Origin of the sequence: Pseudoduganella umbonata (assembly GCF_014192225.1) — a bacterium.
Lineage (GTDB): Bacteria > Pseudomonadota > Gammaproteobacteria > Burkholderiales > Burkholderiaceae_D > Rugamonas > Rugamonas umbonata.
This window is the reverse complement of sequence record NZ_JACHXS010000013.1, coordinates 125,242-144,991: the sequence shown is the minus strand read 5'-3', so window position 1 is coordinate 144,991 and position 19,750 is coordinate 125,242. Positions and strand designations below refer to the sequence as shown.

The window sequence follows — 19,750 nt, the reverse complement described above, 5'->3', positions numbered from 1 at the left end:
GCCGCCGCTGCGGTCCGGCAATGTCGAGGAAAGTATATGCGGGGCCCTGCCGCGCCAGGATTGCGTTTCTCTGCTTGAAGAGTGCTTTTTACTTATCGGCGTGGCCTTGGAATCGGCAGCACGTCGCCGGCATGGGCGAAAAAAAAGGCATCGTGGGATGCCTTTGAATCACGACGGACGCCATGCATCCGGTGCGGCATGAGCGACGTCCATCCTCATGCCACCGGCGCGATCCCGCGGTGATCAGTGCCGCCCCGCCGTCAGGAACAGCACGATACCGACGCCCAGCGCGACCAGCAGCACCTGGGGCACGGTTTCCTTCAGCGTGGAACGGCGCTGCATCTGCGGCATCAGGTCGCTGACGGCGATGTAGATGAAGCCCGACGATGCGAATACCAGCACATACGGAATCAGGTTGCTGGCGCGGTCCAGCGTGAAGTAGCCGAGCAGTCCGCCGGCGACAGCCAGCAGGCTACACAGCAAGTTATAGACATAGGCCCGCGTGCGCGAGAAGCCGGCATTCAGCAGCACGATGAAGTCGCCGATCTCCTGCGGGATTTCATGCGCGATGATGGCCACGGCCGCGACGATGCCCAGGTGCGGGTCGGCCAGGAACGCGGCGGCAATCAGGATACCGTCGGTGAAATTGTGCATGCCGTCGCCGACCAGGATCATCCAGCCGGCGCGGCCGGCCTCGTGCTTGTCGTGTCCATGGGCGTGGTGGTGGCCGTCGCCCTCGTGGTGGTGCGAGTGGCGCAGGATCGCCAGCTTCTCCAGCATGAAGAACGTCAGCAGGCCGGCCAGCAGCGTGGCGAACAGCGTGCGCGGATCGGCGTGCGATTCGAAGGCTTCCGGCAACGCATGCAGCAGCGACGTCGACAGCATGATGCCGACCGACAGGCTGACCATCCGCTCGACGACCTTCGACAGCAGCGTGAACGAAAACAGCGCCGCAGCGGTGATGCTGGCGGCGCCGGCGAGCGTGGTTGCCAGCAGAATGGAAGTGAGTACCGGATCGATTTTGGAGCCTCTCGTGCGCTTTACCGCGCGCGCGGCTCGGGGACCCGGGCAGCGCGCAAACCGGACATTTTACCGTCCAGCTCGCGCTTCTGCTGAAAATACAGTATCAATAAGCCGAAAATAAGGCGAAAACCAGGGCTAACAGGGGAACGGATCAGGCCACGCCGTGCTGCTTGAACCAGTCCAGCGCGCGCTTCCAGCCATCCTTCGCGTCCGCTTCCACATAGCTGGGGCGGTAGTCGGCATGGAAAGCGTGGCCGGCATTTTCATAGATGACGAAGGTGGAACCGGACTTCCCTTTCGCCAGCTCGGCCTTCATCTTTTCCACGGAATCGAGGGGAATACCGGTGTCCTTGGCGCCGTACAGGCCCAGCACGGGCGTTTTCAGCGTGGCAGCCACGTCGACAGGATGGCGAGGCGTATTGGCAGTGGCTTCCCCTAGTAACCTCCCGTACCAGGCCACGCCGGCCTTGACGGCCGGGTTGTGCACGGCATACAGCCACGTGATTCGGCCGCCCCAGCAGAAGCCGGTGATGCCCAGCTTGTCCACCGCGCCGCCGTTCTGGCCGGCCCAGGCGACGATCGCGTCGAGGTCCTTGAAGACCTGGATGTCCGGCGTCTTGCTGATGATGTTCTTTTGCAGGTCGGCGATCGACGCTTCCTTCTGCGGGTCGCCCTGGCGCGCGAACAGGTTCGGCGCCAGCGCCAGGTAACCCTGCCTGGCGAAGCGGCGCGCCACGTCGGCGATGTGTTCGTGCACGCCGAAGATTTCCGAGATCACGAGGATCACCGGCAAGCCCGTCTTGCCCGCGGGCTGGGCGCGGTATACGGGCACCGGGTAGCCGTCGACCGTCACGTTCACGGTGCCGGCCGTGAGGCCGTCGGTATCGGTCTTCACCACGGTCTCGGCGCTGACGGGCAGCACCGCGGCGGCGAACCCGGTACCAAGGGCCGCCTTCAGCAGGTCGCGGCGGCTGATGCCTTCCGCTTCGCCGATCAGGCTGGCGGCATCGTTGTGCAGATCTTTCATGGATTCTCCGGGAAGTGTGTTATCAGGAAATTGAAACACAGTGGTAGTGAAAAGCCAATTATTAATGAAAACCGGTGTCCGACACCATTTTTCTGGCGAAAAATAGTGTCCGACACCGGTACGCGGGTGCTATTCGAGACTTCAACCAGCATCTGGTGTCAGACACTTTTCCGGAACGGAAAAGGTGTCTGACACCGGTTTTCAGCGAACGTGGTGGCGCGAAGGGCCGGGTGCGCGGAAGCGCCTGAAAACGCATGCGTTTTCAGTGAGCTTCCTCCCAGTTCTTCCCGACCCCGACTTCGGCAACCAGCGGCACCTTCAGCTCGGCCACGCCGGCCATCAGCTTCGGCAGCGTGTCGCGTACCAGGGCCAGTTCGTCGTCCGGCACCTCCAGCACCAGTTCGTCGTGGACCTGCATGATCATGCGCGACTTCAGGTTTTCCTTCTCGATCCAGTCCTGCACGGCGATCATCGCCAGCTTGATCAGGTCGGCCGCGGTGCCCTGCATCGGCGCGTTGATCGCGGCCCGTTCGGCGGCCTGCCGGCGCGGGCCGTTCGGGGAATTGATCTCGGGTAGCCACAGCCGGCGGCCGAAGACCGTCTTCACATAGCCGTTCGCCTTGGCTTCCAGGCGCGTTTCGTCCATGTAGCGCTTCACGCCATGGAAGCGCTGGAAGTAGCGGTCGATGTAGTTCTGCGCGGCGGTGCGGTCGATGCCCAGGTTGGCGGCCAGGCCGAACGCGCTCATGCCGTAGATCAGGCCGAAGTTGATCACCTTGGCATAGCGGCGCTGCTCGCTGTTCACTTCGTCCGGCGGCACGCCGAAGATCTCGGCGGCGGTGGCGCGGTGGATGTCGACCCCTTCGGCGAAAGCGCGCAGCATGGCTTCGTCCTCGGAGATGTGCGCCATGATGCGCAGCTCGATCTGCGAATAGTCGGCCGAGACAAGATGGCTGCCTTCCGGCGCGATGAACGCTTCGCGGATGCGGCGCCCTTCGGCCGTGCGGATCGGGATGTTCTGCAGGTTCGGATCGTTCGACGCCAGGCGCCCCGTCACCGCCACGGCCTGCGCATAGTTGGTGTGCACGCGGCCCGTCTGCGGGTTGATCATCTTCGGCAGCTTGTCGGTGTACGTGGACTTCAGCTTGGCCATGCCGCGGTATTCCAGCAGCACTTTCGGCAGCGGGTAATCCTCGGCCAGTTTCTGCAGCACTTCCTCGTCGGTGGAGGGCGCGCCGCTCGGCGTCTTCTTGACGACCGGCAGTTTCAGCTTGTTGAAGAAGATCTCGCCGATCTGCTTTGGCGAACCCAGGTTGAACGGCCCTTCGGCCAGTTCATACGCCTTCTGTTCCAGTTCGACGATGCGCGCGCCCAGCTCGTTCGACTGCGTGGCCAGCAGGCCGGCGTCGATCAGCACGCCGTTGCGCTCGATCTTCTGCAGCACCACGGCGGTCGGCAGCTCGATCTTGCTGTACACGGCCGTCAGGCCTTCGTCGCCCGTCACGTGGCCGTGCATCGCCAGGTGCAGGCGCAGCGTGATGTCGGCATCTTCCGCCGCATAGTCGGTGGCTCGCTGCAGTTCCACCTGGTCGAAGCAGATCTGGCTTGCGCCCTTGCCGCACACCTCTTCATAGGCGATGGTCTTGTGGTTCAGGTGGCGCATCGCCAGGCTGTCCATGTCGTGCGTGCGGTGCGATTCGAACACGTACGACTGCAGCAGCGTGTCGTGCACGATGCCGCGCAGCGTCACGCCGTGGTTGGCGAAGATGTGCGCGTCGTACTTCAGGTTCTGGCCCAGCTTCGGCTTCGCGGCATCTTCCAGCCATGGCTTCAGCCTGGCCAGTACCTCGTCGCGCGACAGCTGCTCGGGCACGCCCGCATAGCGGTGCGCCACCGGGATGTAGCACGCCAGGCCCGGCTCGGTGGCCAGCGAGATGCCGACCAGCTGCGCATTCATCGGTTCGAGCGACGTGGTTTCCGTGTCGAGCGCCACCAGCTCGGCGCCCTCGATGCGGGCGATCCATTCGTCGAGCTGGGCCGCGGTCACCACGGTATCGTAGCGAACGTTGGCGGGCGGCTGGGCGAACATGTCGCCGGTCGGGCCTTCCGGCGCGGCCGGGCCGGTCTGGCCGGGCACCTGCGCCGATGGCGTCAGCGCCTTCAGCTCGCGCAGCAGCGTCTTGAAACCGTATTTGTTGAAGAACGCCAGCAGCGATTCATGGTCTTCCTCGCGCGCCACCAGCGTTTCCGAGATCGACATCATGTGCTGCGCCAGGTCGCAATCCGTTTTCACGGTGATCAGCTCGCGGCCTTTCGGCAGCCACGGCAGCGCCGCCTTCAGGTTGGCGCCGACCGCGCCGCCGATCTTGTCGGCATTGGCGATCACGCCTTCCAGGCTGTCGTACTGCGCCAGCCACTTGCAGGCCGTTTTCGGCCCGCATTTGGCCACGCCCGGCACGTTGTCGACGGTATCGCCGATCAGCGTCAGGTAATCGATGATGCGGTTCGGCGGCACGCCGAATTTCGCCAGCACGCCCGCTTCATCGAGCTTTTCGTTGCTCATCGTATTGATCAGCGTGACGTGCGGCGTGACCAGCTGCGCCAGATCCTTGTCGCCGGTGGAGATGATCACGTCCATGCCGCTCTTCTCGGCCGTGACAGCCAGCGTGCCGATCACGTCGTCGGCCTCGACCCCTTCGACCATCAGGATCGGCCAGCCCATCGCCTTCACCGCTTCATGGATCGGCTCGATCTGCAGCGACAGGTCGGATGGCATCGAGGCGCGCGTCGCCTTGTATTCCGGATACAGGTCGTCGCGGAAGGTCTTGCCCTTGGCATCGAACACGCAGGCGATGTAGGCGGCCGGGTAATCGGCACGCAGGCGGCGCAGCATATTGACCATGCCGTGCATGGCGCCGGTCGGGTGGCCGTCCGGGCTGCGCAGGTCGGGCAATGCGTGGAAGGCACGGTAGAGATAGCTGGAACCGTCGACCAGCAGCAAGGTCTTTTGCATGTTTGCAAGTGAGTAGTCTGATGCGAATCCGGCATTATCGCAGAGAACACGGGGCGGCGAATCGTGCGGCGCCGCCGCGAAAATCGGCGTTCGCAGCGGAAACGGGTGTCAGTTTGTTACAATGATCCGTACACCAATATCACGGTTTTTCCGAAAAGGCTCCTATCATGCGCCCCTCGATCGTTCCCGCCATCCTGCTGGCCCTGGCCGCAGGCACCGCCAGTGCCCAGAGCGGCACGCCGCCGAAGCTGGAACCGGTGCCGGACACCGACACGCCGATCACGGTCACGCCGAGAGCGGAGCGCGGGACCAGCACCACCGTGCGGCGCGAAGGCGGCCGTATCGCGGAAGAAACGGTGCAGGCCGGCGGCAGCACCTACACGGTGAAGCCGGCCAATCCGAACAGCACGCAGTTGCCGGGCGATGCCGGCGGCCCGCAGGTGCGCGGCCCGCAGTGGACCGTGATGGAATTCGATATCGCCAAAAAGCAAAAACAGCGCAGTGCCGATGCCGCGGCAGCCGCCGCGGCGGACAACGCGGCAGAAGTGCCGCCGCCTCCTCCGATGCCACCCGTAACGGAGTGAAGCCGCGTTCCCGCCCGGGCGGAAGGCGTGCCCGGCGCAGCTCATCCATCCTCGAACCTGATAGATTCTCATGGCAGTCTTTACCTCGGTCAGCCTGGACGATGTCCAGCCCTGGATCGCGCAATTCCCCCTCGACCGTGCGGTGGCCCTCAAAGGCATCGCATCCGGCATCGAAAACAGCAATTTCTTCCTGACGACGGAACGCGGCGAATACGTCCTCACCATCTTTGAAAACCTGAGCTTCGAGCAGTTGCCGTTCTACCTGCGGCTGATGGAGCACCTGGCGGCGCGCGGCGTGCTGGTGCCGGCGCCGGTAGCGAACGACAAGGGCGAGCTGTGCGTGCCGCTGCACGGCAAGCCGGCGGCGATCGTGTCGAAGCTGGTCGGCAGCTCCGAACTGGCACCCCGGCCCGTGCACTGCGCGGAAGTGGGCGCGATGCTGGCGAAGATGCACCTGGCCGGCCGCGACTTTCCGCTGCACCAGCCGAACCTGCGCGGCCTGGCCTGGTGGCATGGTGCCGCCCCGGCCGTGCTGCCGCACATGGCCGGGCCGGAAGCGGCGCTGCTGCGCGCCGAGATGGATTTCCAGCAGGCGTTCCATGCCAGCGGCCTCTACTCGCGCCTGCAGCAGGGTCCGGTGCACGCCGACCTGTTCCGCAACAACGTGATGTTCGACGGCGAACGCCTGACCGGCTTCTTCGACTTTTACTTTGCCGGCTGCGACACCTGGCTGTTCGACGTGGCCGTGACCATCAACGACTGGTGCGTGGACCTGGACACCGGCGTGCTGGACGAAGCGCGCGTGCGCGCCTTCCTCGATGCCTACCACGCGGTACGGCCGTTCACGGCCGACGAGCAGGAAGCCTGGCAGCCGATGCTGCGTGCCGGCGCGCTGCGTTTCTGGCTGTCGCGCCTGTACGACCTGCACCAGCCGCGCGAGGCCGAAATGCTGACGCCGCACGATCCCACCCACTTCGAGCGCATCCTCCGTGAGCGCATCGCCACCCCCGCACCAAGCCTGTACCGATGAATCAGACACCAGCAAGATCAGGATGGGAATGGGTCAAACAGGGCTTCGGCATGCTGAAAAAGCAGCCGGCCGGACTGTCGACGCTGTTCTTCGGTTACATGCTGCTGACCACGCTGCTGCTCGTGGTGCCGCTGCTCGGGCAGGTCGCGCACAGCGTGCTGATGCCCGTGTTCGCGATCGGCTTCATGGCGGCGGCGCGCGAGATCGGCGCCGGCAAGCCGGTCACGCCCGGCCTGCTTGTCGCCGGTTTCCGCGGCCCGGCGCTGCGCAAGCTGTGCATGCTCGGCGTGATCCACTTGCTGGTGTTCCTGGCCGCCGGCGCCATCGGCGTGATGCTGTTTGCCAATACCGATGCGCTGCGCGACGCCACGCTGGCCGAATTGCAGACAAACCGGCAGCTGGTACTGGAGTCCGGCCTGGTGCCGACGATGCTGGCCACCGCCGTGCTGTACATCCCGGCGCTGCTGGTGATCAGCTTTGCCGCACCGCTGGTCCACTGGAACGGCATGGGTGCCGGCAAGGCGCTGTTCTACAGCTTCTTCGCGATCAAGCGGGCGGCCGGCGCCTTCTTCATGTTCGCCGTCAGCCTGTTTGCGATCACGGTGCTCGTGCTGCTGCTGGTGCGCGCCGTGTTCGGCTTCGGCACGATGGGCTTCGCGCTGATGCGGATGCTTTCCGAAGTGCTGTACGGCGTGGCGCATTGCGCGCTGTACGTGGCCTACGCGCACATTTTCGCGGCGCCGCCGGCCGACACCGTTTCACTCGACAAACCCTGAGAATCCTGGCGAAAGGCGCGCCGTTGCGGGCGCGCCGCCGTGAACGGACGGGGTGCGCAAGCGCGTCGAACGATATAATGGCGGGATGCAGAATCTCCTCCACAATCTCAATCCCGAACAACTCGCCGCCGTCACCCTGCCCCCGCAAAACGCCCTGATCCTGGCGGGCGCGGGCTCGGGCAAGACGCGCGTGCTGACTACGCGCATCGCCTGGCTGATCCAGACCGGGCAGGTGTCGCCGGGCGGCATCCTGGCCGTCACGTTCACCAACAAGGCGGCCAAGGAAATGCTGGCGCGCCTGTCGGGAATGATGCCGATTAATACACGCGGCATGTGGGTCGGTACCTTCCACGGCCTGTGCAACCGGCTGCTGCGCACCCACTACCGCGATGCCGCCCTGCCCCAGTCGTTCCAGATCCTCGACACGCAGGACCAGCTGTCGATGATCAAGCGCCTGCTGAAGGCGAACAACGTGGACGATGAAAAGTTCCCGCCGAAATCGGTGATGTATTTCATCAATAACAACAAGGACCAGGGCTTGCGTGCCAGCCAGGTCGAGGCCTACGACGCCAACGAGCGCAAGCTGGTGGAGCTGTACGGGCTGTACGACGACCAGTGCCAGCGCGAAGGCGTGGTCGATTTCGCCGAACTGCTGCTGCGCACGTATGAACTGTTGTCGCGCAACCAGCCGCTGCGCGAGCATTACCAGCAGCGCTTCCGACACATCCTCGTCGACGAGTTCCAGGACACCAACAACCTGCAATATGCGTGGCTGAAGCTGATCGCCGGCCACGGCACCGGGCATGGCGGCGCACTGTTCGCCGTCGGCGACGACGACCAGAGCATTTATGCGTTCCGCGGCGCCAACGTGGGCAACATGGTGGCGTTCGAGTCCGAGTTCAGCGTGAAGAACCTGATCAAGCTGGAACAGAACTACCGCTCGCACGGCCACATCCTCGATGCGGCCAACGTGCTGATCGCGAACAACAGCCGCCGCCTGGGCAAGAACCTGCGCACGGACGCGGGCCATGGCGAACCGGTGCGCGTGTACGAGGCCACGTCCGACCTGCAGGAAGCGCAATGGCTGGTCGACGAAGCGAAGAACCTGATCGGCGAAGGCACGCGGCGCAGCGAGATCGCCGTGCTGTACCGCTCGAACGCGCAATCGCGGGTGATCGAGCATGCGCTGTTCTCGGCCGGCATTCCGTACACCGTGTACGGCGGCCTGCGCTACTTCCAGCGCGCCGAGGTGAAGCACGCGATCGCGTACCTGCAGCTGATGGACAATCCGCACAACGATTCGGCTTTCCTGCGCGTGGTGAATTTCCCGGCGCGCGGCATCGGCGCGCGCACGCTGGAACAGTTGCAGAACGCCGCCGAGACCTATGGCATCTCGATGTATGCGGCGGTGCCGTACATGGTCGGCAAGGCCGGTGCGTCGCTTGGCGCCTTCGTCAAGCTGATCGAAGGCGTGCGCTTCGAAACGCAGCAGATGGCGCTGCCGGAACTGGTGCGCATCACGCTGGAATCGTCCGGCCTGCTGCAGCACTACGCCAACGAGAAGGAAGGCGCCGACCGGGTGGAAAACCTGGAACAGATGGTCAGCGCGGCCACCCAGTTCGTCGGCGAGGAAGGCTACGGCCAGGGCGCGCCGGCGCACCTCGGCCCGCCGGCCGATGCGCAGGCGGGTGCGGCGATCATCAATGCCGATGGCGTGGAAATCATGGATGCCGATGCGCCGCTGGCCACCGTGATGTCGCCGCTGTCGGCCTTCCTCGCGCATGCGTCGCTGGAAGCGGGCGACAACCAGGCGCAGGCCGGCCAGGATGCGATGCAGCTGATGACGGTGCACTCGGCCAAGGGCCTGGAATTCGACAACGTGTTCATCACCGGGCTGGAAGAAGGCCTGTTCCCGCACGAAAGCAGCTCGAAGGAAGAAGGCGGCGTCGAGGAAGAGCGGCGGCTGATGTACGTGGCGATCACGCGGGCCAGGAAGCGCCTGTACATGTGCTTCTGCCAGACCCGCATGCTGCACGGCCAGACGCGCTACAACATGAAATCGCGCTTCTTCGACGAACTGCCGGAAGAATCGCTGAAGTGGCTGTCGCCGCGCGTGCAGACGCACTGGTTCGCCAACAAGAAGGCCCAGTGGGATGACGTACAGATCAATGGGGGAAGCGACAATGCGATCGCCCAGCGCATCGCCCAGAAGTCGGCCTCCGGCTCGGCCTGGCGCATCGGCGAATCGGTATCGCACGCCAAGTTCGGCGAAGGCGTAATCGTCAACATCGAAGGCAGCGGCGCCAACTGCCGGGCGCAGATCAACTTCGGCAGCGCGGGCATGAAGGTGCTGGACCTGTCGGTGGCGAAGCTGGAGCGGCTGGGCAGGTAAAACCTGCAAGAAAGCCGGCGCCGGGAAATGTTTCTCGAAAACCGGTGACAGGCCGCTGCGGCGGACCGTCCAGTTTCTGGGAAATATTTCCAAAAACCCGGAACCTGTCACCGGTTTTCGATCCCGCTTCGCCACCGGTTTTTATGCTTTCAGGGCGGCGTCAGCCTTGCGCGCCCACCTCGGTGGCCTGCCCCTTGCGCAGCGCTTCGTCGATCAGCGCGCGGGTGGACTTGTCGGCCTCCCGGCTGAGCCGGCCCTGTTCGCGGCCGAGCTGGCCCATCCTGCGGCCGAATTCCTCCATCGGCTTCGTCAGCTCGGCCATCCGGGCATGCAGGGACTTCATCGGTTCGCGGCTGGCATCGACCTTGGCATGGTCGCGCGCCATCTGTCCGGACAGGCGGCTCATCCGCTCCTGCAGCGGTTCCATCTGCTTCTGCAGTGCCGCCATCTGGCGCGACAGCGCTTCGCGCCGGGCCTCGCTGTCGGCCGTGGCCATGCGCTCGCCCAGCTCCCCCATGCGATTGCCCAGGCGCTCCTGCGCGCGCCCCACCACGGCCATCTGGCGCTCGACGCTGCGTTGCATGTCGGTCTCGAACACCGCCGCCATCCGGGCGCCGATCTCTTCGCCAACCGCTTCCAGTTGCCTGCCCTGCTGCTCCATCGCGGCGCCCTGCTTTTCCATGTCGGCTCCCAGTTTCTCGGAAGGCGCCCAGGCCGCGCGCACCCTGGCGACGAGCGCCGGGTCCTTGACGACATATGACTTGCCGTCTTTCTTGAACCAGATGAAGTCGCCCTTGAAGCCTTCTTTCACGCACTGCAGATCCTGGATGTCGCGCGTGTCGAGCGCGGAGACCCGCATCGGCGCGTTACCGCCGCGCACGACCGCATAGGATTCAAGCGAGTGGCCCGGATGAACGATGTGCACGCCATCATGCATCCCGATCGACGGTGCCGGTGGCGCCGGTGGTGCCGGTGGGGCCGGCGGCGCAGGCGGTGCCGGGTGCGCGGCCGGAGCGGGTGCCGGCGCGGCCAGCATGGGCACGGCAGGCGCGGCGGGGGCGGCCATCTTCGCCATCGGTGGCGCTGGCGGCGCGGGCGGGACGGCCATCCTTGCCATCGGTGGAGCGGGCGGGACGGCCATCCTTGCCATCGGTGGAGCGGGCGGCGCGTCCGGTGCATCGGGCGCAGCGGGTGGTGCCGGACGCGCGGGCGGAACAGGCGCGGACCAGCCGGCATCCGCATCGTGCAGTGCGGCTGCCCGGGAGGCTTCCGCCGCCGCGCTGGCCGCCTCGGCACCGGCGGCCGCCGCGGCATCGGCAGCCTTCGAGGCTTGCTCGGCGGCGGCGGCCTGCACCGCAGCGGCAGCGGTCGCCGCCTTCGCGGCCTCGGCTGCTTTACGCGGCTCGGCACCAGTGCCGCCGGTGTAGTTGCCCGCCCGTGGCGCCGTGGCGGACGGTTCCGGCTGCGCATGGGCATACAGCATCACGCAGGCCGTGCACAGGCCCAGCAGGGGCGCGGCGATTTTCCAGCTGAGCGGTTGCGCGTCGGGGCGCACCAGGCGTTTGATACGGGACATGAGGTCTCCTCCGTGGGCCGCAGGGGCGAAATGCGAGGTTGAGAACTGGAACTTGTCCAGCTCGGACAATGCCAGGGCCAGGCGCCGCGGTTCGCCCAGCGCACCGGCTGCCAGGTCGTCGGCGACCTGTTCCCGCTCGATGCGGATGCGATTGCTCAGCATCCACACGCTCGGGTGGTAGAACAGCAGGATCTCGATCGCGCTCTGCACTAGGTTCACCAGGTAATCGTGGCGCCGGATATGGGCGAGTTCGTGCGCCAGCAGGGCTTCCAGCAGGTGTGGCGGCATGCCGGTGACGAGCGACGCCGGCAGCAGCACGATCGGGCGCCAGCAGCCGGCCGTCATCGGCCCTTCCAGGTCTTCGCCGGAGATGCCCAGCCGGATCGGGCGGGCAATGCCGATGCGCAGCGCGAGGCGGTCAAGGCGCTGCTGCCACTCGGGATCGGGACGGTAATGTCCGGCCAGCGTACGCTGGCGTACCCACTGCAGGCCCAGCGACAGCCGCAGCGTCATCAGTGCGGCGCCGCCGGCCCACAGCAGCACCAGCCACGGCATCTGCGCCCGCAGCAGGTACTCGAAGGACGTCATCTGGTCGGCATCGACGAGCACCGGCACGTGTGCCGTGGGAATCGCGCCTGCCCCGACAGCTCCCAGCAGCGGATCGAACGGCACCGGTGCCGAATAGCCTGCCTGCAGCGCTTCCTGCACGCGCCAGGCGATGCTGCCCACCGGTAGCGCCGCGCACAGCAGCAGCGCCGCACACGCGACGGCGTAACGGGCCTGCGGCCGCGCATTGCGCAGCAGGTGCAGCACCAGCACCGCAGCCCAGCCGATCAGCAGGCCCTGCCAGACGAAATGCAGCAGCGACCAGCCGATCGCCGGCACCAGCGTCTCGAACGGAATAGTCATGCCGGGTCTCCTGTGGCGGCGTGGGCGATCGCGGACCGGTGGTCGTTGTTCATGGGGCGGCTCCTGGTGAAGTGGAAACCAGATTAATTTATGTAGAAAAGTTTGTCTAGAACTTTTTGTCTACATTGGGATGCGACGGGGTCATTGCACTATATTCAATGCACGCGCGGTTGCGGGGGATTTGCGACGGACTGCTGGATATGCGGGCTGGAATGCTTCAGTCGTGCTGCACGCATCAAGCCCGTTGAACGCTCAGGGCGATGGTTGCTCGGCAGCGCAGGAGACGAAATTGCCACCGAAGCAGGAGGAAGTGCCTGTTGCGATAATACGGCAACAGGCACCGAACACATCAATACATCACGACCGAGCGGATCGACTCGCCCTTCTTCATCAGGTCGAAGCCTTCGTTGATCTGGTCCAGCGACAGCTTGTGGGTGATCAGGTCGTCGATGTTGAGCTTGCCATCCATGTACCAGTCGACGATCTTCGGCACGTCGGTGCGGCCGCGCGCGCCGCCGAACGCGGAACCTTTCCACTCGCGGCCGGTCACCAGCTGGAATGGACGGGTACTGATTTCCTGGCCGGCCGCGGCCACGCCGATGATGATCGACTTGCCCCAGCCCTTGTGGCAGCACTCGAGCGCCTGGCGCATCAGCGTGGTATTGCCCACGCACTCGAAGCTGTAGTCGGCGCCGCCGTCGGTCAACTGGATGATGCTGTCGACGACGTTCTCGACGTCGTTCGGATTGATGAAGTGGGTCATGCCGAACTGGCGTGCCATCGCTTCGCGGCCCGGGTTGATGTCGACGCCGATGATCTTGTCGGCACCGACCATTTTCGCGGCCTGGATCACGTTCAGGCCGATACCGCCCAGGCCGAATACCACCACGTTGGCGCCCGCTTCCACCTTGGCCGTGAACAGCACGGCGCCCACGCCCGTGGTGACGCCGCAACCGATGTAGCAGACCTTGTCGAACGGCGCGTCTTCACGGATCTTCGCCAGCGCGATTTCCGGTACCACGATGTAGTTCGAGAAGGTGGACGTGCCCATGTAGTGGAAGATGGGCTTGCCGTCGAGGGAGAAGCGGCTGGTCGCATCCGGCATCAGGCCGCGGCCCTGCGTGGACCGGATCGCCTGGCACAGGTTGGTCTTTTGCGACAGGCAGAACTTGCACTGCCGGCATTCCGGCGTGTACAGCGGGATGACGTGGTCATCCTTCTTCAGGCTTTTCACGCCGGGCCCGACGTCGACGACGACGCCGGCCCCCTCATGGCCGAGAATGGCCGGGAAAATGCCTTCCGGGTCGGCGCCGGAAAGCGTGTAGTAGTCGGTATGGCAAATGCCGGTGGCCTTGATCTCGACGAGGACTTCGCCTTCCTTCGGTCCGCCCAGCTCGACTTCTTCGATCGTCAGCGGAGCACCCGCTTTCCATGCCACTGCTGCCCTGGTTTTCATCGTTCGCGTTTCCTGGATGGTGAAAAACCGCCATCATAGCAAACGATGCAAGGCACTGGTTGGGGGCGACACGTGAACGCCGCCCGTGCAATCGAGGATGCCTGGCGCTCAGCGCGGCACGGCCAGATCGAGTTCCAGCAGGCGGCATACGGCCTGCCACAGCTGGCGCGGCGACGTCCACGGTTTCGGCAGGTAGGCATGGGCCTGGTGGTGCAGGCTGGGCTGCCGCGCCGAGTACAGCAGCACGGGCATGTGGCAGCCGCGCGCGCGCATGGCATCCACCAGCACCTGGCCGTCGCCGTCCGGCAGGTCGGCGTCGACGATGATCAGGTCGAATTTTTCCTTGTCCAGCCGCGCAGCGGCGTGTTCCATCGATCCCGCGCGGCTGACGCGGATTTCCGGCACCAGCAGCGTGGCCAGGATCAGGGCGGTGGAATCGTCGGCGTCCACGTGCAGCACGTGGGGAGCGGGGGCCATTGGTTTGCAAGCCTCGAGGGCTTCGGTCATGTTCATCGCTTTTTTCTCCGCGGGGGATGATGCAGGAACCTGGAGCCATGCGCCGCTGATGCGGGGTCGGTTGGTATCCGGGCTGCTGGTCGGCGGAGTTGGGCCGATGACAATCGAAAGACGGCTGCGGTGGCGGGGCAGCCGTAACAGTGAGCGGCACCGGCCAAGCCGATGCACAGAAGCGAGCTTAACGCATTTCAGTGCGTTTTGGAAACAATTATTTCCTCAGTCGCGCATTGAAAGCCGCATGCAGGCTGTTCAACGTTTCCTCGGCGGCAAGCAGCTGGTCCGCCACTTCGTTGACCTTGCGCCGGCTCGAGCGGGCATGGTCGCGCAGCACTTCGAACGCGGTATTGCGGTCGGTCTGGAACTTGCACATCAACAGCCCCACGGCCAGGCTGGTTTCGCGGCCGGCGGCCAGCGCGGCATTCAGATTCAGTTCGGTGCGGCGCAGCTGGCGAATCTCGTCCGCCCGCGCCAGCCCCGCTTCGAAGGCCGGCATCAGCTGCTTTTCATCGACCGGCTTGACGAGGAAGCCGACCGCGCCATAGGCCGCCGCCTGCTTGCCCGCATCGGCATCGCCACGGCCGGACAGGAACATGAACGGCACCGACGTTTCACGGTTCAGCTGCTTGGCCAGTTCCAGGCCGGACATGCCGGGCATGTGGATGTCCAGCAGCGCCATGTCCGGCTCGCGCTCGGCGACCAGGCGCAACGCATGATCGGCCGAGTGTGCCTGCACTGTTTCATAGCCGGCGTTGCGCAGCACGACGCTGAGGAATTCGGCAAGGAGCTGGTCGTCGTCGACGATCAAAATCAGGCGTTTCGCGGCGGCTGGTGCGGGCATGTCGGGCAATCGGGTAAGTGAACGTGAACCGATTATACGGGCCTTTATTTCATCGGCAAGGGAGATTCATGGTTACACGGATCGGCCGATGGGCCGCTACCACACTGCCGGCAGCATGCCCCCGCCACGCCTCTCTCCGGCTTGCACGGGAATTTCCGCGCAGCCAGGGTACCGTCAGCGCTTCCCGAACAGTTGGCCGAACGCGCCGACGGCGGCCGCCACGTCGGGCGCGCCGTACACGCTGCTGATCGCCGCCACCATGTGCGCGCCGCGGGCCACCAGCGGCGCGGCATTTTCCGGTGTCATGCCGCCGATGACCACGCAGGGCACGCGCACGACGGCCCGTGCGTCGTCGACGATCGATGGCGGCGTCGTTACCGCGTAGCGCTTGACGCGCGACGGATAAAAGCCGCCGAATGCCACGTAGCTGGCGCCGGCGCGTGCCGCGTCGACGGCAAGCTGCAGGTCGCCGTAGCACGAGGCGCCGACGATCTTGCCGGGACCGACGCTGTCGCGGGCCTGCGCCACCGAGATGTCGGTGCCGCCCACGTGCACGCCGTCGGCATCGAGCTCCCGGGCCAGCTCCACGTAATCGTTGACGATGAACGGCACGCCATGGCGGCGGCACAGCGCCAGCAGCGCGGCGGCCTGCTCGCGCCGCAGTTCCGGCGTGGCCGTCTTGTGCCGGTACTGCAGCAGTGCCAGGCCGGCGCCCAGCGCCGCCTCGGTGCGCGCCAGCAGCGCGGCGGTATCGTCCCAGTCGGGCGTGACGAGATAGAGTCCCTGCATGATGTTTCTCCTTTAGCGCAACGGTATGCGCTGGCCGGCGGCGATCGCATACGCGGCCTCCAGCGTACGGTGGGTGTAGGCCTGGGCCCGCGCGAGCGCCTGCGCAACGGGGCAATCCTGGGCCAGCAGCGCTGCCACGGCGGCGGCCAGCGTGCAGCCGCTGCCATGAAAGCCGCCTTCCAGCCTTGGCCAGTGCCAGTTCTGCTGGCGCGCCGGGCCCAGCCAGCGGTTGACGACGGTATCGCCGCCGGCATGTCCGCCCGTCACGAGCACGTGCTCGCAGCCGAGCTGCCGCAGCACCTGGGCATGCGCCAGCTCCGCCACGTCGCTCGACGGCGGTGGAACGTGCTGCTGGTGCGCCCTCGCCAGCGCCGCCGCCTCGGGACCGTTCGGCGTGATCACGGTGGTCAAGGGCAGCAGCGGCGCCAGCGCGGCGATCGCATTGCCGCGGCCGAGCCGGTCGCCATGGCCGCTGGCGAGTACCGGATCGAGCACCACCGGCAGCGCCGGGTTCCCGTCGCGCAGACCGGCGATCACGCGGGCGATCGCCTGCGCATTCTCGGCACTGCCGGGAATGCCGATCTTGACGGCGGCGATGCGGAACGCCGCGGCCACCGCGAGCGCCTGGCGCATCACCAGGTCGTGCTCCACCGGCATGACTTCGTGCACGCGGTTGTTGTCCTGCACCGTCAGCGCCGTGATCACCGGCAGTGGATGGGCATCGAGTGCCGCGATGGCGCCGATGTCGGCGGCGATGCCGGCACCGCCCGAAGGATCGGCACCGGCAAACACCAGCACGCACGGGCGCCCGCTCATGGCCGGCCTCTCACGCCAGCCGGCCGGCCATCGGCGATGACGGCGATGCCGCGAACTTGCGCGGCATGCGTCCGGCCAGGTACGCATCGCGCCCTGCCTCCACCGCCAGGCGCATGGCGCGCGCCATCCGCACCGGGTCGCCGGCCGCCGCGATGGCCGTGTTCATCAGCACGCCGTCGCAGCCGAGCTCCATGGCGATCGCCGCATCCGATGCGGTCCCCACGCCGGCATCGACCAGCACCGGCACGCTGGCCTGCTCGATGATCAGCGACAGGTTCCACGGATTCAGGATGCCCATGCCGGAACCGATCAGCGATGCCAGCGGCATCACGGCCACGCAGCCGATGTCTTCCAGCATGCGCGCCTGGATCGGATCGTCGCTGCAGTAGACCATCACGTCGAAACCGTCCTTCACCAGCTCCCTGGCGGCCACCAGGGTTTCCGGCATGTTGGGGAACAGCGTGCGCTCGTCACCCAGCACTTCGAGCTTGACGAGCTTGTGGCCATTCAGCAGCTCGCGCGCCAGGTGCAGCGTGTAGACCGCATCCTTCGCCGTGTAGCAGCCGGCCGTGTTGGGCAGGATCGTGAATTCCGAGGGCGGCACCACGTCCAGCAGGTTCGGCGCATGCGGATCCTGGCCGATGTTGACGCGGCGGATCGCCACGGTGATGATTTCCGCGCCGGCCGCCAGCGTGGCGGCACGGGTCTGGTCGAGGTCGCGGTACTTGCCGCTGCCCACCAGCAGGCGCGAGCGGTATTGCCTGCCTGCGATGGTCAGCAGGTCTTCATCGTTCGTTTGCATCGTCTCTCTCCTGTTGTTCATCCGCCGCCGATGGCGCGGACGATATCCACACGGTCTTGCGCGCTCAGTGCCACGTCGGCCCAGCGTTGCCGCGGCACCACGCTGCGATTGACCGCCAGCGCCAGCGCCTGCCCTTCCAGTTGCAGCGCCGCCACCAGCTCCGCCAGCGTCTGCCCCGGCGGCAACGGCCGCGGCGCGCCGTTCAATACGATTTCCATAGTCGTGTATCCGAAAGTTGCCTTAAACCGGGGTCAGACCCCGAATTTAAGAAATGCTTCCAAAAATCGGGGTCTGACCCCGGTTCCTGGAAATGTTTCTAGGCCTTCTGGTACAGCTGGCTGCCCGTCTTGACGAACTCGATGGCTTTTTCCTGCATGCCGCTGGCGGCGTACTCGCGTACTTCCTGGGTGATCTTCATCGAGCAGAAATGCGGGCCGCACATCGAGCAGAAGTGCGCCACCTTCGACGATTCCTTCGGCAGCGTTTCGTCGTGGAACGAGCGTGCGCGGTCGGGGTCGAGGCCCAGGTTGAACTGGTCGTCCCAGCGGAATTCAAAGCGCGCTTTCGACAGCGCGTTGTCGCGGATCTGCGCGCCCGGGTGGCCCTTGGCCAGGTCGGCGGCGTGGGCGGCGATCTTGTAGGTGATCATGCCTTCCTTGACGTCGTCCTTGTTCGGCAGGCCCAGGTGTTCCTTCGGCGTGACGTAGCACAGCATCGCGGTGCCGTACCAGCCGATCTGCGCGGCGCCGATGCCGGACGTGATGTGGTCGTAGCCGGGTGCGATGTCGGTCGTCAGGGGGCCGAGCGTATAGAACGGCGCCTCGCCGCATTGCTCCAGCTGCAGGTCCATGTTTTCCTTGATCAGCTGCATCGGCACGTGGCCGGGGCCTTCGATCATCACCTGCACGTCGTGTTTCCAGGCGACCTGCGTGAGTTCGCCGAGCGTCTTCAGTTCACCCAGTTGCGCGGCGTCGTTGGCGTCGTAGATCGAGCCGGGACGCAGCCCGTCGCCCAGGCTGAACGACACGTCGTACGCCTTCATGATCTGGCAGATGTCCTCGAAGTGCGTGTACAGGAAATTCTCCTTGTGGTGTGCGAGGCACCACTTGGCCATGATCGAGCCGCCGCGCGAGACGATGCCGGTCAGCCGGTTCGCCGTCAGCGGCACGTAGCGCAGCAGCACGCCGGCGTGGATCGTGAAGTAGTCGACGCCCTGCTCCGCCTGTTCGATCAGCGTGTCGCGGAAGATTTCCCAGGTCAGGTCCTCGGCCTTGCCATTGACCTTTTCCAGCGCCTGGTAGATCGGCACCGTGCCGATCGGCACCGGGCTGTTGCGCACGATCCATTCGCGCGTTTCATGGATATGCTTGCCGGTGGACAGGTCCATCACCGTGTCGCCGCCCCAGCGGATCGCCCACGTCATTTTTTCCACTTCCTCGCCGATCGACGAGGTGACGGCGGAGTTGCCGATGTTGGCATTGACCTTCACGAGGAAATTGCGGCCGATGATCATCGGCTCCAGTTCCGGGTGGTTGATGTTGGCGGGGATGATCGCGCGGCCGCGGGCGATTTCGTCGCGCACGAATTCGGCGGTGATTTCCTGCGGGATGGAAGCACCGAACGACTCGCCGCGGTGCTGGCGGCCCAGCAGCTCGGCCATCCTGGTGCCCAGCGGGCCGGCGGCGCGCATCGCTTCGAGGTACTCGCGGCGGCGCATGTTTTCGCGGATCGCCACGTATTCCATTTCGGGCGTGACGATGCCCTTCCGCGCGTAATGCATCTGCGTCACACAGGCGCCGGCTTTGGCGCAGCGCGGCGTGCGGTGCAGGTCGAAGCGCAGCGCGTCGAGCGACGCATCGGCCAGGCGCGCCTTGCCGTAGTCGGAGGTCGGACCGGCCAGCTCCTCGGTATCGCCGCGCGCGTCGATCCAGCCGGCGCGCACCGGCGCGAGGCCGGCACGGATGTCGATCGACACGTCCGGATCCGTGTACGGGCCGGAGGTGTCGTACACCGTCACCGGCGGATTGACTTCATGGCCGAACGAGGCGGCCGTATCGGCCTGGCTGATCTCGCGCATCGGCACGCGGATGTCCGGGCGGCTGCCGGTCACGTAGATCTTGCGGGAATTGGGCAGCGGCGCGATGGCGGCACTGTCTACCTCGGCGGTACTGGCGAGGAACTTTTGATGGGCGTTCAATTTTGG

General features: G+C 65.7%; 16 protein-coding genes. 4 read left to right on the top strand and 12 right to left on the bottom strand.

The genetic code is table 11. The annotated features are described in order from the left end of the window. Nucleotides 1-243: 243 nt before the first annotated feature. From FHS02_RS27035 to polA, 3 genes are all read right to left on the bottom strand, one after another. Nucleotides 244-996: a ZIP family metal transporter gene (locus FHS02_RS27035; RefSeq protein WP_137316139.1), complete on the bottom strand. Its 753-nt coding sequence runs from the start codon at nucleotides 994-996 to the stop codon at nucleotides 244-246. A gap of 178 nt (nucleotides 997-1,174) precedes the next feature. Further along, nucleotides 1,175-2,050, bottom strand: coding sequence for a dienelactone hydrolase family protein (locus tag FHS02_RS27030; protein ID WP_137316138.1), 876 nt, complete (start codon nucleotides 2,048-2,050; stop codon nucleotides 1,175-1,177). 262 nt (nucleotides 2,051-2,312) lie between these two features. Then, nucleotides 2,313-5,063, bottom strand: a complete 2,751-nt coding sequence (gene polA, locus FHS02_RS27025; protein ID WP_137316137.1) for a DNA polymerase I — start codon at nucleotides 5,061-5,063, stop codon at nucleotides 2,313-2,315. A gap of 167 nt (nucleotides 5,064-5,230) precedes the next feature. Between polA and FHS02_RS27020 the strand changes: the two genes are divergently transcribed. From FHS02_RS27020 to FHS02_RS27005, 4 genes are all read left to right on the top strand, one after another. Then, nucleotides 5,231-5,647 carry a hypothetical protein gene (locus FHS02_RS27020; RefSeq protein WP_175424910.1) on the top strand — a complete coding sequence of 139 codons (417 nt, stop codon included), beginning with the start codon at nucleotides 5,231-5,233 and terminating at the stop codon, nucleotides 5,645-5,647. Nucleotides 5,648-5,717: 70 nt separating this feature from the next. Continuing rightward, complete coding sequence (locus FHS02_RS27015) at nucleotides 5,718-6,677, top strand: homoserine kinase (RefSeq protein WP_137316136.1); 960 nt, start codon at nucleotides 5,718-5,720, stop codon at nucleotides 6,675-6,677. Beyond that, complete coding sequence (locus tag FHS02_RS27010) at nucleotides 6,674-7,453, top strand: BPSS1780 family membrane protein (RefSeq protein WP_137316135.1); 780 nt, start codon at nucleotides 6,674-6,676, stop codon at nucleotides 7,451-7,453. Before FHS02_RS27015 ends, FHS02_RS27010 begins: the two co-directional genes overlap by 4 nt. Nucleotides 7,454-7,538: 85 nt before the next feature. Beyond that, nucleotides 7,539-9,845: a UvrD-helicase domain-containing protein gene (locus FHS02_RS27005; protein WP_137316134.1), complete on the top strand. Its 2,307-nt coding sequence runs from the start codon at nucleotides 7,539-7,541 to the stop codon at nucleotides 9,843-9,845. A gap of 160 nt (nucleotides 9,846-10,005) precedes the next feature. Here FHS02_RS27005 and FHS02_RS27000 read toward each other — a convergent pair whose 3' ends face one another. The 9 genes from FHS02_RS27000 to thiC all read right to left on the bottom strand — a co-directional run bounded on the left by FHS02_RS27000 (nucleotide 10,006) and on the right by thiC (nucleotide 19,744). After that, entirely contained in the window at nucleotides 10,006-12,330 is a 2,325-nt protein-coding gene (locus FHS02_RS27000; protein WP_137316133.1) for a M56 family metallopeptidase, read from the bottom strand. 349 nt (nucleotides 12,331-12,679) lie between these two features. After that, nucleotides 12,680-13,786 (bottom strand): S-(hydroxymethyl)glutathione dehydrogenase/class III alcohol dehydrogenase, encoded by a 1,107-nt coding sequence (locus FHS02_RS26995; RefSeq protein WP_131147700.1) that lies wholly within the window; start codon nucleotides 13,784-13,786, stop codon nucleotides 12,680-12,682. 108 nt (nucleotides 13,787-13,894) lie between these two features. Then, on the bottom strand, nucleotides 13,895-14,293 hold the full coding sequence (locus FHS02_RS26990) for a response regulator (protein WP_221403959.1): 399 nt from the start codon (nucleotides 14,291-14,293) through the stop codon (nucleotides 13,895-13,897). A gap of 217 nt (nucleotides 14,294-14,510) precedes the next feature. Beyond that, nucleotides 14,511-15,140, bottom strand: a complete 630-nt coding sequence (locus FHS02_RS26985) for an ANTAR domain-containing response regulator (protein WP_137316131.1) — start codon at nucleotides 15,138-15,140, stop codon at nucleotides 14,511-14,513. 174 nt (nucleotides 15,141-15,314) lie between these two features. After that, nucleotides 15,315-15,929: a thiamine phosphate synthase gene (gene thiE, locus FHS02_RS26980; RefSeq protein ID WP_137316130.1), complete on the bottom strand. Its 615-nt coding sequence runs from the start codon at nucleotides 15,927-15,929 to the stop codon at nucleotides 15,315-15,317. 12 nt (nucleotides 15,930-15,941) lie between these two features. Beyond that, a complete protein-coding gene (thiD, locus tag FHS02_RS26975; protein ID WP_137316129.1) occupies nucleotides 15,942-16,745 on the bottom strand; it encodes a bifunctional hydroxymethylpyrimidine kinase/phosphomethylpyrimidine kinase in 804 nt (267 codons plus the stop codon). A 10-nt stretch (nucleotides 16,746-16,755) separates the two neighbouring features. Continuing rightward, nucleotides 16,756-17,547 (bottom strand): thiazole synthase, encoded by a 792-nt coding sequence (locus tag FHS02_RS26970; protein WP_175424909.1) that lies wholly within the window; start codon nucleotides 17,545-17,547, stop codon nucleotides 16,756-16,758. A 17-nt stretch (nucleotides 17,548-17,564) separates the two neighbouring features. Further along, a complete protein-coding gene (gene thiS, locus FHS02_RS26965) occupies nucleotides 17,565-17,765 on the bottom strand; it encodes a sulfur carrier protein ThiS (protein ID WP_137316127.1) in 201 nt (66 codons plus the stop codon). A 98-nt stretch (nucleotides 17,766-17,863) separates the two neighbouring features. Beyond that, nucleotides 17,864-19,744, bottom strand: coding sequence for a phosphomethylpyrimidine synthase ThiC (gene thiC / locus FHS02_RS26960; RefSeq protein ID WP_137316126.1), 1,881 nt, complete (start codon nucleotides 19,742-19,744; stop codon nucleotides 17,864-17,866). Nucleotides 19,745-19,750 lie beyond the last annotated feature (6 nt).